Source organism: Nitratiruptor tergarcus DSM 16512 (assembly GCF_027946175.1).
GTDB classification, from domain to species: Bacteria; Campylobacterota; Campylobacteria; order Campylobacterales; family Nitratiruptoraceae; genus Nitratiruptor; species Nitratiruptor tergarcus.
Genome location: NZ_AP026671.1, coordinates 1,585,325 through 1,598,484, shown reverse-complemented (window position 1 = coordinate 1,598,484; position 13,160 = coordinate 1,585,325). Strand labels below are relative to the sequence as shown.

Genomic DNA, 13,160 nt, shown 5'->3' with positions numbered 1-13,160 from the left:
TGTATTAAAGTTGTGGTCCAGCTTTTGAGTAGTCGAAGTTTCCGTACCCTTCGTAGCGTTTGAAATTATCGATAAAGAGCTTTGCAAGGTGTTCGAGCTGCTTATCATACGCAGCTTTATCTTCCCATGTATTGCGAGGATTAAGGATGTTGCTATCAACTCCTTTGATACTTTTTGGAATTGCAAGATTAAAAATTGGAAGTGTCTCAAATTCACTCTCATTTATGCTTCCATCCAAAATAGCATTAATACAAGCACGTGTAGCAGGAAGACTCATGCGTTTACCTACTCCATACGGTCCGCCAGTCCATCCGGTATTGACAAGATAGACATTTACACCATGTTTATCTATTTTTTCTCCAAGAAGTTTTGCATAGACTGTTGGATGGAGCGGCAAAAAAGCTTCCCCAAAGCAGGCACTAAATGTAGCTACCGGCTCTGTGATACCCCTCTCTGTCCCAGCTACTTTTGCTGTATAGCCGCTGAGGAAGTAGTACATTGCTTGCTCTTTTGTAAGCTTGCTTACTGGTGGCAATACACCAAAGGCATCAGCGCTGAGGAAAATAATATTTTTTGGATGTGGTCCTTGGAGATCCTCTTTGTGTTTGCAGATATGGTAGATTGGATAGCTTACACGCGTATTTTCTGTTTTGCTTGCATCTTCAAAGTCTATTTCCCCATTTTCTTTGACAACTACATTTTCTAAAAGAGCATCTCTTTTGATTGCGTTGTAGATATCAGGCTCTTTCTCTTTGTCAAGTCCAATAACTTTTGCGTAGCAGCCACCTTCAAAGTTAAAAACACCTTTATCATCCCATCCATGCTCATCATCACCAATGAGACGTCTATTAGGATCGGCGCTGAGGGTTGTTTTTCCTGTACCACTGAGGCCAAAGAAGAGCGCCACATCATCTTTTTCACCGATATTAGCAGAGCAGTGCATACTAAGCTTACCTTCAAGTGGTAGCCAGTAGTTCATCATAGAGAATATTCCCTTTTTAATCTCGCCCCCATACCAAGTACCACCAATGATTGCAACATTCTCTTCAATATTAAAGATTATGAAGACATCAGAGTTGAGGCCATGCTCTTTATAACGATCATTTTTAAGATTTGCTGCTACATAGAGGGTAAAATCTGGATGGAAGTTTTTAAGCTCTTCTTCAGTTGGACGGATAAACATGTTTTTCACAAAGTGGGCCTGCCAAGCGATCTCTGTAACGACGCGGATCGCCTTTTTGCTATCATCACTTGCACCCGCAAATGCATCCATTACATAGAGCTCTTTACCACTGAGGTACTCTTTTGTTTTTGCAAAGAGCTCGTCAAAAATCTCTTTGGAAACTGGTTGATTAATCTCACCCCATGCTATATATTTTTCACTTGGAGGCTGCTTGACAAAGTATTTGTCTTTTGGGCTGCGACCTGTAAAGATCCCTGTATCGACTGCTACTGCACCAAGATCTGTTTCTACCCCTTCTTGCTGCTCAATCTCTTTTTTGAAGAGTGTTTCGTAGTCTGGGTTGTAATAGACCTTCTTGACATCTTTGATGTCAAGTTTGTCAAAATCGTTTATCTCCATTTTGACCTTCTTTGAATGATTTTGTAATGAAATTGTAACACTTCTTACTTAAAATATGCAAAAAATTATTATTAAAGTCTTTATTGCTTATGTGTCGCTGCATATTCTGGCGTACAAAAAATACCACAGTGACACTTCCCTATTTCTGGGATCTCTTTTTCTATTGCTGGTTTACAAGGACAAATTCTGTCATCTGCACTTTTAAATTTTCCATCCTCTTCTATGACCATAAAACAGGGACAAAATCTTTTTCCATACATCAATTTGTTACGCGCAAGTCCCATAGTGACACCCTCATTAACCTCTTCATTGGGGTTGTAAACCCAACCAAACTGCTTACATACTTTATCAGTGAATTTTTTTGTCTTTTCAAGCTCATCCAAAAACTCTTGGCTACTCATATCTACATCGCGTCTTTCGGCCATCATATCTCCTTCGTTTTTTTTATAGTAGCAAGTGGAATGTTTAAATAAATTAAAATTTTTTTACTCTACGCCACTCTTAGAGTTAATAAAGTAACAGGTGTCCAATTCTTCTACATTTCCATCTTTAAAAAAGCGGGTAATGATCTGTTTATCTTTTTGGATGATAGGGGCAACTATGATTCCTCCATCACTTAATTGTTCAAATATATTTTGAGGGACTTTTGTAAGTGCAGCAGAAAAGATTATGCGATCATAGGGCGCAAACTCCCTCCATCCAAGCATTCCATCTGCGTAGCGCACATGGACATTTGTAATATCAAGCTCTTTAAATCGCTGTTTTGCTTCAATGACAAGCCTCTCGATCCGCTCCACTGTAAAGACTCTTCGGACAATTTTACTCAAAATTGCTGCTTGGTATCCACTTCCACAGCCAATCTCTAATATGCTATCAGCTCCAACAGGTTCTAAAAACTGTGTCATTTTTGCTACTGTCAGGGGGGAGCTTATCCACTGGTTTCCAGCAATTGGCAGGGCGTCTAGTTTATAGGCATGGTGTGTAAAGCCAACTGGGACAAAGAGCTCACGACGAACCTTTGCAAATGCTTCTTTGATTTTGGGATGCAAAGGAAAGATTTTGTTGATATTTTCTGCCATTTTTTGGCACTTTTGCAGTTCGATCCGCTCTTGCAAATTCATAATCCAATATCCATATAGCGTCTCATCTTCTTAATATCATTGAGATCTACTTCTTTATTTAATAATCTTTTTCTATCATCACGGAAGGCAACTCCAAAAGGATTGATAATAGCACTGCTTTTTGCCATATCTTCATTTGCACTATTACTAGCAATGACAAAGCATTGGTGCATGAGAGCTAAAGTCTCGGTAAACTGCTCAAAATGGCGTTTTCTGAGACTCCCCCACATTGCTGGAACAAGGATGATGTCAGCTCCTTTGAGGCGCTGCCATATCTCAATGAAGCGCAGTTCAAAGCAGATTAAAAGCCCAAATTTTCTCCCCTCTATTTCAAAGAGATTAATCTGCTCAATATTGCCTGCGCTAAAATAGTCTGTTTCTCCACCAAATTTAAAGAGTTTTACTTTTGGTTGCTCGTAAACTACTTCTTCTTTATAGAGCACTTTTGCAATATTGTAAAATTTACCATCTCTTTTTTCAATTTGTGTATAGCAGACAATGCGCTCTTGTGAGAGTGGCAGCAGCTCTTCAAGCGCCCTTTGGCCAAAGCTGGCGGCTTCTTCAAAGCGATCATAAGCAAAGCCAGTAAGCACAACTTCGGGGGCAACGACAATATCGCCGCTTTTTTGGATGAGCTTTTTTAAGGTTTTGAGATTTTTTTCAAAATCAGGTTTTGTTTGGCACTGAATAGCACTAAAAATCATCGAAATCGAGACTACCTTTCGAATAGTTGGTTACATTGCCCTCAAAGAAATTTGTCTTTTGGTCATTAAATTTTGCAAAATCATCCACCCATTTGATTGGATGCTCTACATTATACATTGGCTCTAACCCTACTCTTTGCAACCTATCATCTGCAAGGTATTTGATATACTGCTCAATAATCTCATCGGTAAGACCCAGGATTTGTCCTTGGGTGATATATTTGCCCCAGCTGCTTTCAAGATCCACCGCCCCTTCAAACATTTTATACACATCATCAATAAGCTCTTTTGTAAAGAGCTCAGGACGCTCTTTTTTGAGGGTATTGATCATATTTTGGAAAATAAGAAGATGCGTTACTTCATCTCTTTGGATGAATCGAATCATCTGCGCACTTCCTAGCATTTTCCCACTGCGAGCAAGCGTGTACATATATGTAAAACCGCTGTAGAAATATATCCCTTCTAAGATCTGATTTGCAAACATCGCTTTAACGATATTCTCATCTGTCGGATCGGCTGCTAAATCCTCATACACTTTTGCGATATAGTCATTTTTTTGTTTTAGTTGGAGATCTTCACGCCAAAGCTCATAAATCTCATCGGTATTTTGACTGATGGAATCTACCATGACCGCATAGCTTTGCGAATGCAGCGCCTCTTCAAAGGCTTGGCGAACCAAAATGAGGTTGATTTCGGGTGCAGTGATGTAGGGGTTGACATTGTCTATGAGGTTGTTGGTTTGCAAACTGTCCATAAAGATAAGTTGTGCTAAAACTTTGTCGTATGCCAGCTTTTCTGCGTCTGTTAAAAGCTTGTAATCCCTGGCATCCTGGGTCATATCGACCTCTTTTGGGAACCATGTGTTTGCCAGCATCATCTCCCAAAGATTGTATGCCCACTGGTATTTGATTTTGTTTAATTCAAAAATTCCTGTTGGATTGCCGCCAAAAATTTTTCTCTCATTGACGCTTTCGTGTGAGTTTGGATTGTAGATCTTTTTTCTGTGATAGGTCATCTTTTGCTCCTTGAGTCCCATTGCAAAACATTTTAGAAATGTTTTACAATATGACTGAATTTAGGAATTAATTATATTGAGATAGCATTAAAATAAATTTAAGGAAAAATTTATGAAAGTAGCTACTACTTTTGGGGCATCAAAAGCGGATCGTGGTTCTGTTGAATATCAAGAAGGAATCGAACTAGGAAAATTTTTGAGTCAAAAGGGTTTTATTGTCAAATGCGGAGGGTATGGAGGATTGATGGAAGCAGTGAGCAAAGGAGTGTATGAGATTGGGGGTACCTGCATTGGCATTGGGTTAGAAGAGTTTGATAGATTTCGTCCCTCAAATCCCTATCTATCAAAGAAGATCCTCGTAAAGACACTCTATGAAAGGTTGGAGCTTTTGATAGAGGGGAGTGAGCTTTTTGTAGCGCAAAAAGGAAGCATTGGAACACTCAATGAGATATTTATGGTAGCAGCTTTAAAGTATGGAGGATTGAAACCTAATATTCGTATCGTTTTATTAGGGGAGTTTTATAAGAGTCTTAACTGCTTTGATGAGAATTTTTTGCAAAATGTGGAGATTTATGATACTTTAACAGAGTTTGAGAGAAACTTTGAAAGAGTATAGATAATTAGTTCATACACGCCTGCCAATTAAGCTCGAGTTTCAAGAGCAGTTTTGAAAACATCTGCAAAGCAAAACCTATGATTTAAAGGATTTGAAGGGATGGAGGTTCTTAACTTTTTAATTATTCTCATATGCCCCAAACATTACCTTTGTCATTGAGACAAAATAGAGAGATCTACAAAGCTTTCTTGGTTATAAGAAGAGTGAGGCTTTCAAAAAATCGCAAGAGAATTTGCCACCAAAAGAGTGGTTTACCGTAGGCGTGAGTGTAGAGGCGTTTGAGGTTTAAGCCCTCAAACCTTTTGCCCACTCTTCCATTGCTGCATTTGCTGTCGGATTTGGTGCTTCAAGAAAACTAATTACAAACTTTTCACCCAAATCTGCAACACCAATACTTCTTGGACGTACGCCCATTACTTCAGGTTTTGGTAGCTCTTTACCAAAGCAAAAAACGATATTTTTTGCTGCTTGAATATCAGGATTTATCTGCCCATCTGCCAAAGATTTTGTGTGCGCATAGTGATCAAATGTTGCTATGTAGGTTGCTACAGGATGTGCTTCGATTTTCTCTTTAAAATAGGCGATGATTTCATCAACATTTTTATAGTTTGTCTCATTTTTATTTAGTTCCAAAGTAAAAAGAGGATATTTCTCCATCAGTGTTATCTGTTTCATGCTGCTCCTTTAGTAAAATTTTCATAATTATAACTATAAAAAATGAAAGTCATTAGATAAGATTATATAAGAATAATGCGTTAAATTTTTTGCAAGATTTTATCAAGGAGCGATGTGGGTAGAGCTCTTTTGAATAGAACCAAAACAGTTGAGGCCTTTGTGATATAGTATCTTGGTTTTGGATGAGGTGTTTGCATAATATCTACAATAATTTTTGCTACCTCTTCGCTAGTAAGAGTAAATGGGGGATTTTTTGAGCCTTCCATTCTTTTGAGCTCTTCTTTGTAGAGTCTCTTATGAGGGCTCTTTTGCATATCGATATATCCTAAAAACTTTTGCAAGGCATTTTTTCTAAAGTTACTTATTACTGGGCCGGTGTTAAGTGTTATTACATCTATACCGCTTCCTTGTAACTCTAGACGTAAAGTATCGGTGTAGCCTTCGAGTGCAAATTTACTGGCATTATAAGCACCTCGGTACTTCAAAGCTATAAGCCCTAAAATGGAGCTGTGGTGGATGATTCGTCCAAAGCCCTGTTTTCGCATAATAGGGATGATCTTTTGTGTTAAGGCATGCCAGCCAAAAAGATTTGTTGCAAACTGCTCTTGGAGAGCTTTAAGAGGAAGATCTTCCAAGGCACCTGGCTGTCCATAAGCTGCATTATTAAAGAGGATATCGATTTTTCCGTTGCTCTTTTGCAAAAACTCTTCAACTGCTTTATGTATCGATTGAATATCGGTTAGTTCTAAAAAAATTGGCTCTAATTCAAAGCTGGTTAATCTTTGAAGATCTTCTCTTTTCCTTGCAGTAGCAAAGACCTTAAAACCCTCTTTTTTGCACAGTTTTGTAGTCTCCAGTCCTATACCGCTGCTACAGCCAGTAATAAGAACTGTTTTACTCATTGGGAATAAATCTTAAGCAGACTCCATTGATACAGTAGCGAAGTCCTGTTGGAGGTGGACCATCGGGGAAAACATGACCCAAATGGGCTTTGCATTTGGAGCAATGTACTTCTGTACGAACCATTCCGTGGCTTGTATCGGTAGATTCTTCTATTACCTCTTTGCTGATTGGCCTATAAAAGCTTGGCCAGCCAGTGCCTGAGTCAAATTTTGCTTTGGAAGAAAAAAGAGGCGTTTGGCAGCATTTGCACTGATAAATCCCTTCTCTTTTTTCGCTATACAAAGGGCTCGTAAAGGCTGGCTCTGTTCCGTGCTCAAACATCACATGATATTCAAAGGGAGTTAACTTTTCTTTACACTTCATAGTTAATCCTCAACTCTTGTGCTGTTTTGATATAGGTCTGATAGTCTCTTTCGTTATGCAATACACAAATAACTTCCATTGGATAGTAGGCGCATTTCTTTAAAAACCAATCAATTGTAGAAAGTGCTACTTTGCTAGCTTCCTCAATGGGATAGCCATAAACCCCGGTGCTGATAGATGGAAAGGCAATGGAGTGCAGTTCATAGCTTCTGGCAATACATAAAGAGTTTTCATAGCTGTGTCGCAAGTTCACCTCTTCATCGTGATTGCCTCCTTGCCATACAGGACCTGGAGTATGGATGACCCATTTTGCCGGAAGGTTGTATCCATGGGTGATTTTTGCCTGCCCTGGATTTGCACCTCCAAGTGTTTTGCACTCTTCCAAAAGTTTAGGACCAGCGGCTCTGTGAATGGCTCCATCAACGCCCCCTCCCCCAAGCAGACTTGGATTGGCAGCATTGACAATGGCATCAACATGAAGCTTGGTGATGTCGCCTTGAATGATTTTTATTGACACCCTAGACACTCCATACTTCTATCTGCAACATCTTGAGCAACTTCTGGAGATTGGCTTCTGAGATAATAGGTAGATTTAAGTCCAAGCTGCCATGCAAGGGTATATATCTCATGCAAATAGCGTCCACTTGCTTTGTCAAGACGGATAAAGATATTGACACTTTGTCCTTGATCGATCCATTTTTGCCGTACAGCTGCCGCTTTAATAAGAAGACGCTGGTCAAGATCGTATGCAGGAGTGTAGTACTGCCACGTATCAGGACTTAAGTTTGGTACAACAACAGGGATGAGCCCTGAGAGATTCTCCTCAAACCATTTTCTCTTATAGACCGGCTCAATTGTCTGTGTTGTTCCTGTTAAAATTGAAATTGAGCTTGTCGGCGCAATTGCCATGAGGTAGCCGTTTCTCATACCATCACGTTTTACTTTTTCCCTTAGTTCATTCCAGTCATAAATATAGCCAAAGAGTCCTCCCCTCTCAGGTGTGAGTTTTTTAGCCTCTTTGTTTGCCGTATCGATTGGGAAAATCCCCTTTGCCCATTTGGAGTTTTCAAAGAGTGGATAGACACCTTTTTCAACTGCTAAGTTTGAGCTTGCGCGAATAGCGTTGTAGCTAATCATCTCCATGATTTCATCTATTGTCTTTAGATGCTCATCGCTTCCCCACTCTACTTTTTTCTCTGCTAACATCTGGGCTTCGCCCATGACACCAAGTCCAATAGCTCTTGTTTGCAGGTTTGTCTTTTTTACCTTTTCGAGTGGATAGAAGTTAAGATCGATTACGTTATCGAGCATTCTAATGGCGATAGGTACAACTCGCTCAATATCCTCTTTTGTATTGACTTTACTAAGGTTCACACTGGCAAGGTTACACACAGCAGTGAGCCCATCGATTTTCTCTTTTTCTACAATGAAAACCTTTTTGCCGTTGATACTATCGATACTGGATATCTTTTTAGCTTTTTTTACGATTCCTGTATCGATTTTTACTTCATCCTCTTCATCGTAGAGCTCTACACTTCCATCTTCATATTTAACTTTGACTTTATAGTAGTTTGGCTCTGTGTTTTGGAAGATTTCTGTACAAAGATTTGAGCTGCGAATTATTCCTGCATGATCGTTTGGATTGCATCTGTTGGCATTGTCTTTGAAGCAAAGAAACGGATTTCCTGTCTCAAAATAGCTTCTAAGAATTAGTTTCCAAAGCTCTTTTGCCTTGACCTGCTCTTTTATAATATCCTCTCTTTGCTCATACTCAATATATCTTTTCTCAAACTCTTCGCCCCATACTTCTGTCAGATCGCTTGTTTGGTAGGGATCAAACAGCGTCCAGATTCCATCTTCGGCAACCCGCTTCATAAAAAGATCATTTATCCAAAGTGCCGGAAAGAGATCATGGGCGCGTCTTCGCTCTTCCCCACTGTTTTTTTTGAGATCAATAAAATCCTTGATATCCATATGCCACGGCTCAATGTAAACTGCAATCGCCCCTTTTCGAGTACCCAGCTGATCGACTGCAATAGCTATGTCATTGGTGATTTTTAAAAATGGAATGATTCCGCCGGCTGCGTGTTTATGCCCATCAATGTAGCTGCCCATCGCGCGCACCCTGCTCCAGTCCCAGCCGATACCACCACCATATTTGCTCAGCAGCGCCATCTCTTTGTAGCCATCAAAAATCCCTTCGATATTGTCTGGAGTTGATCCGATATAGCAGCTAGAGAGCTGATGGCGTGTAGTTCTTGCATTGGAAAGGGTTGGGGTCGCTACCATCACTTCAAACTTGCTGATTACATCATAAAAGCGCTTTGCCCAGCTTTGGCAATCAAGCTCATTTTGAGCCAAAAACATTGCAACCGCCATGAAAAGCTGTTGTGGAAGCTCTATTGGATTGTTGTCTTTGTCTTTGAGCAGATATCTGTCATAAAGTGTGCGGATTCCAAGATAGGTAAACTGCAAATCACGCTCAGGCTTTATATAGTCGTTGAGATCATCGAGGTCATATTTTTCTTTAAGTCCTGGGATAATACGCCCCTCTTTCTCTCCTTTTTCAAAATATTCTCTTAGATGGCGATAGCCGGTAAAACCGCTTACTTTATGATAGAGATCGTACAAAAAGAGTCTTGCAGCTACAAAGCTCCAGTTTGGTCTATCTACATCGATTTTATCCACTGCTGTACGAATGAGGGTTTGCTGGATCTCTTCAGTGGTGATGCCATCGCGAAACTGAATCTTTGCATCGACTTCCAGCTCGCTTTGGCTAACTCCCTCCAATCCTTCGCAAGCAGCTTTTGTATATTTTTGTATTTTGCTAATATCAAGGGGTTCAACCCGACCATTTCGCTTAACAACGCGAATCATCAATCCTCCTCTTTGAAAACTCTTGCGAAAATCCTGTCAACATTTTTTGTATAGTAGCTGTAATCAAAAAAGCTTCTTATCTCCTCTTCGCTGATTTTTTGTGTAAGCTCTTTGTCTTCTAAAAGATATTGCAAAAAGAGGCTCTCACCTCTTTCATTGATAGGCGCATGCCCCTCTTGGATCTGCTCCCACACCTTCATTGCATTTCTTTGGACTATTTTATACGCATCCTCTCGTGTCACTCCTCGTTTGGTAAGCTCAAGTAGTACTCTTTGGCTAAAGACAAGCCCGCCTGTTAAGTTGAGATTTTTCATCATATTTTTTGGATAGACCACCAAATTGGCAATGACATTGTTGAGGCGATGCAAGGCAAAATCGAGGGTGACAAATCCATCTGGCAGGATGAAGCGCTCTACTGAAGAGTGGCTGATATCTCGTTCATGCCAAAGAGCAACATTTTCAAGAGCCGGTATTGCCATAGAGCGAATTTGTCTTGCAAGACCGGTTAGGTTTTCACTAAGAACTGGATTTCGCTTATGTGGCATTGCAGAACTTCCCTTTTGCCCCTTGCTAAAATACTCCTCAGCCTCATAGACTTCTGTGCGTTGAAAGTGGCGGATATTGACGGCAATTTTTTCAATAGTGGAAGCAACCAGTGCCATTGTAGTAAAAAGCCTTGCATATCTGTCTCGTTGCACTACCTGATTGGAAACAGGAGCTGGTTTGAGACCAAGCTCTTCACATACATACTCTTCTAGCTCCATCGGTGCATGGGCAAAGTTTCCCATAGCCCCACTCACTTTACCAACACTGATAACTTCCAGTGTCTCTTCTAAATTTTTAAGGTGCCTTGCAAACTCATCATACCAGATGGCAAGTACCAGTCCAAATGTGATAGGCTCTCCATGAATACCGTGGCTTCGTCCAACCATGAGAGTCATTTTGTGCTCAAATGCTCTTTTTTTGATGGACTCCATCACCATCTTCACATCTTCGATAATGAGTTTTAAAGAGTCTCGCATCTGCAAAGCTACTGCTGTATCGATTGTATCGGAGCTTGTCATTCCATAGTGCACCCAGCGAGACTCTGGTCCCAAAGACTCTGCTACGCTTGTCAAAAAAGCAATCACATCATGTTTTGTCTCTTTTTCAATCTCATCTATTCTTTGTACATCAAATTTTGCATTTTGTAGGATCTTTTCCATATCCTCCTTTGGAATAAGTCCCAGGCGGTTCCACGCTTTTACTGCAGCAAGCTCAACATCGAGCCACGCTTGATATTTTGCCTGCTGCGTCCATTTATCGGCCATCTCTTTTCGTGCGTATCTCTCTACCATTGCTATCCTTTTTTACTAAAAAGCTTCTGAATTTATTATAATGCTATCAAAAGAAAACTTCTGAATTGATTAAAAGGAAAAGTTTGCCATTTGTCCGAAAGATAATAAAATCTAATGAACCAATCAAGCTCTTTTTACTCTTGATGAGAACGTTTGATATCTCCCAGTCTCAGGCACAAAAGATGATTGATACAAGAAAAATTTATCAACATGGAAAACTTATCACAGATAAATCAGCTGTTGTACAAGGGGAGCTAGAAGTAGTGACATTTGAGCCCATGACAAAAGGGCTTAAGCCTCTTTTTGAGACAAAAGATTTTGCTGTGTATGATAAGCCAAGTGGCATCATGGTGCATCCAAAAAATAGAAATACACACTATACACTGATTGATGAGATCCGCTACCATTATGGGGATGAGGCAAATATTGTGCATCGAATCGATAAAGAGACGAGTGGCCTCATACTTGCTAGTAAAAACAAAAAGGCAGAAAAACTGCTCAAGCAGATGTTTGAGCATAAACAGATTCAAAAGCGTTATCTAGCACTTGTTCGCGGAGATATTCAACAGCAGACGGTAATAGAAGCACCAATTGCTCTCAATAGAGATTATTCGACTATTAAACTCAAAGTTATGATTCATCCTCAAGGAAAGTATGCAAAGACGATTATAAATCCATTGCAGCGTTTTGGAAATTTTACACTAGTGGAAGCATTTCCCGTTACGGGAAGGCAGCACCAAATACGTATCCATATGTTTCACGTGAAACATCCGATTCTTGGTGATCCGATCTATGGCCCATCTACACGAGATGCTATTCGATATCTCGATGGTCTAATGGATAATGAGGAGCGTTTGGCAGTAACCGGAGCAACAAGGCTTATGCTTCATGCTCATGCAATAGAGTTTGCTTATAACGATACAAAATATAAAATTGTTTCAAACAGAGACTTTCTCCAGGAATGCTTAAGCTATACGATGTAAAATCTCTTTTTGTTCAATAAATCGCTTCATATTTTCTACAGATATTTTTCTTATTCTCTCCAGCGCCTCTTTGGTGAAGTAAGCCATATGGGGTGTATAGCGAATATTTTGTTTTTGAATAAGTTGTAAAAATTGAGGTGTTGGATTTTTCAAAAGCTCTTTTTCTCCCTCAATTACATCAACTCCTATTCCATAAATACGATTGCTTAGATACTCTATAGCTTCTGTGCTGATTATTTCGCCTCTAGCAACGTTGATGACAACTGCGTGAGGTTGCAGTAGCTTTGCTTGTTGGAGATCCAACATATGATAAGTTTTTGGAGTAAGAGGTACGGCAAACATGACTATATCACTGGTTTGAAGGAGTTTGTCATAATTGCTTTTTTCAATATTGTATTGAGAACAGAAAGCCTCATCGTAATGCCGAGTATAGGCTTGGATATTCATACCAAATCCATGGGCAATGCGAGCCATCTGCTTTCCAATAGTTCCAAGTCCTACTATCCCTAACCTCTTTTCAAACAGTTCAAATCCCAAAAGATCTTTATAGGAAAAATTACCCTCTTTTGCTCTAGCAATTGCGATATCTGTTTTTCTGGAGATATTGAGCAGAAGTGAAAAAGCAAATTCCGCAACAGGTGGACCTGCATATCCTTGAACATTGGAGACGGCAATTCCTCTTTTTCTACACGCTTCGATATCGATGTGATCAAATCCTGTGGAACGTGTTTGGATATATTGTAGATTTGGTAAAAGATCTAAAATACTTCTATCTATTTTAGAGTGGACAAAGATACTAATAGCCACATATTGTGCTTCTTTTTTGAGAATATGGTTGATATCTTCTTGATAAAAATCGATTGTTGCATCAAGTTTTTTAAAAACTTCTTGACACTCCTTGTCTGCTTCAAAAACAGCTATTTTCATCTCTTCCCTTTAAATGTGACTATGATAAATCCTATAAGCCCAACCAAAACAGTCCCG

General features: G+C 39.7%; 13 protein-coding genes and 1 pseudogene. 2 read left to right on the top strand and 12 right to left on the bottom strand.

Annotation, left to right across the window (positions count from 1 at the left end; translation table 11 throughout):
- Window positions 1-4: 4 nt before the first annotated feature.
- The 5 genes and pseudogenes from pckA to NITER_RS08425 form a co-directional block, all read right to left on the bottom strand.
- Window positions 5-1,582: a phosphoenolpyruvate carboxykinase (ATP) gene (gene pckA / locus NITER_RS08445; RefSeq protein WP_084274973.1), complete on the bottom strand. Its 1,578-nt coding sequence runs from the start codon at window positions 1,580-1,582 to the stop codon at window positions 5-7.
- Between the two features lie 86 nt (window positions 1,583-1,668).
- Window positions 1,669-2,007 (bottom strand): annotated as a pseudogene (locus tag NITER_RS08440) (ferredoxin-thioredoxin reductase catalytic domain-containing protein); the annotation flags it as partial.
- A gap of 60 nt (window positions 2,008-2,067) precedes the next feature.
- Entirely contained in the window at window positions 2,068-2,703 is a 636-nt protein-coding gene (locus NITER_RS08435; protein WP_084274975.1) for a protein-L-isoaspartate(D-aspartate) O-methyltransferase, read from the bottom strand.
- Window positions 2,700-3,407 (bottom strand): carbon-nitrogen hydrolase family protein, encoded by a 708-nt coding sequence (locus NITER_RS08430; RefSeq protein ID WP_084274976.1) that lies wholly within the window; start codon window positions 3,405-3,407, stop codon window positions 2,700-2,702. The genes NITER_RS08435 and NITER_RS08430 overlap by 4 nt, the downstream gene beginning before the upstream one ends.
- Complete coding sequence (locus NITER_RS08425) at window positions 3,397-4,443, bottom strand: ribonucleotide-diphosphate reductase subunit beta (RefSeq protein ID WP_281847668.1); 1,047 nt, start codon at window positions 4,441-4,443, stop codon at window positions 3,397-3,399. Before NITER_RS08425 ends, NITER_RS08430 begins: the two co-directional genes overlap by 11 nt.
- Before the next feature lie 91 nt (window positions 4,444-4,534).
- On the opposite strand from NITER_RS08425, the gene NITER_RS08420 reads away from it, so the two are divergent.
- Complete coding sequence (locus NITER_RS08420) at window positions 4,535-5,038, top strand: LOG family protein (RefSeq protein WP_084274978.1); 504 nt, start codon at window positions 4,535-4,537, stop codon at window positions 5,036-5,038.
- Between the two features lie 285 nt (window positions 5,039-5,323).
- Here the strand turns inward: NITER_RS08420 and NITER_RS08415 are convergent, their stop codons facing one another.
- From NITER_RS08415 to purB, 6 genes are all read right to left on the bottom strand, one after another.
- The gene (locus NITER_RS08415) at window positions 5,324-5,713 is read right to left on the bottom strand and encodes a DUF6858 family protein (protein WP_084274979.1); all 390 of its coding nucleotides are present in this window, start codon (window positions 5,711-5,713) and stop codon (window positions 5,324-5,326) included.
- Between the two features lie 80 nt (window positions 5,714-5,793).
- The gene (locus NITER_RS08410; RefSeq protein WP_084274980.1) at window positions 5,794-6,615 is read right to left on the bottom strand and encodes an SDR family NAD(P)-dependent oxidoreductase; all 822 of its coding nucleotides are present in this window, start codon (window positions 6,613-6,615) and stop codon (window positions 5,794-5,796) included.
- Window positions 6,608-6,979, bottom strand: coding sequence for a peptide-methionine (R)-S-oxide reductase MsrB (msrB, locus tag NITER_RS08405; protein WP_084274981.1), 372 nt, complete (start codon window positions 6,977-6,979; stop codon window positions 6,608-6,610). The genes NITER_RS08410 and msrB overlap by 8 nt, the downstream gene beginning before the upstream one ends.
- Window positions 6,969-7,496, bottom strand: coding sequence for an O-acetyl-ADP-ribose deacetylase (locus NITER_RS08400; RefSeq protein WP_084274982.1), 528 nt, complete (start codon window positions 7,494-7,496; stop codon window positions 6,969-6,971). The genes msrB and NITER_RS08400 overlap by 11 nt, the downstream gene beginning before the upstream one ends.
- Window positions 7,487-9,856, bottom strand: a complete 2,370-nt coding sequence (locus NITER_RS08395; RefSeq protein ID WP_084274983.1) for a ribonucleoside-diphosphate reductase subunit alpha — start codon at window positions 9,854-9,856, stop codon at window positions 7,487-7,489. Before NITER_RS08395 ends, NITER_RS08400 begins: the two co-directional genes overlap by 10 nt.
- Complete coding sequence (purB, locus tag NITER_RS08390) at window positions 9,856-11,193, bottom strand: adenylosuccinate lyase (protein WP_084274984.1); 1,338 nt, start codon at window positions 11,191-11,193, stop codon at window positions 9,856-9,858. The genes NITER_RS08395 and purB overlap by 1 nt, the downstream gene beginning before the upstream one ends.
- An 83-nt stretch (window positions 11,194-11,276) precedes the next feature.
- On the opposite strand from purB, the gene NITER_RS08385 reads away from it, so the two are divergent.
- Window positions 11,277-12,176 (top strand): RluA family pseudouridine synthase, encoded by a 900-nt coding sequence (locus NITER_RS08385; RefSeq protein ID WP_084274985.1) that lies wholly within the window; start codon window positions 11,277-11,279, stop codon window positions 12,174-12,176.
- Here NITER_RS08385 and NITER_RS08380 read toward each other — a convergent pair.
- On the bottom strand, window positions 12,159-13,103 hold the full coding sequence (locus NITER_RS08380) for an NAD(P)-dependent oxidoreductase (protein WP_084274986.1): 945 nt from the start codon (window positions 13,101-13,103) through the stop codon (window positions 12,159-12,161). The genes NITER_RS08385 and NITER_RS08380 overlap by 18 nt on opposite strands.
- Window positions 13,104-13,160 lie beyond the last annotated feature (57 nt).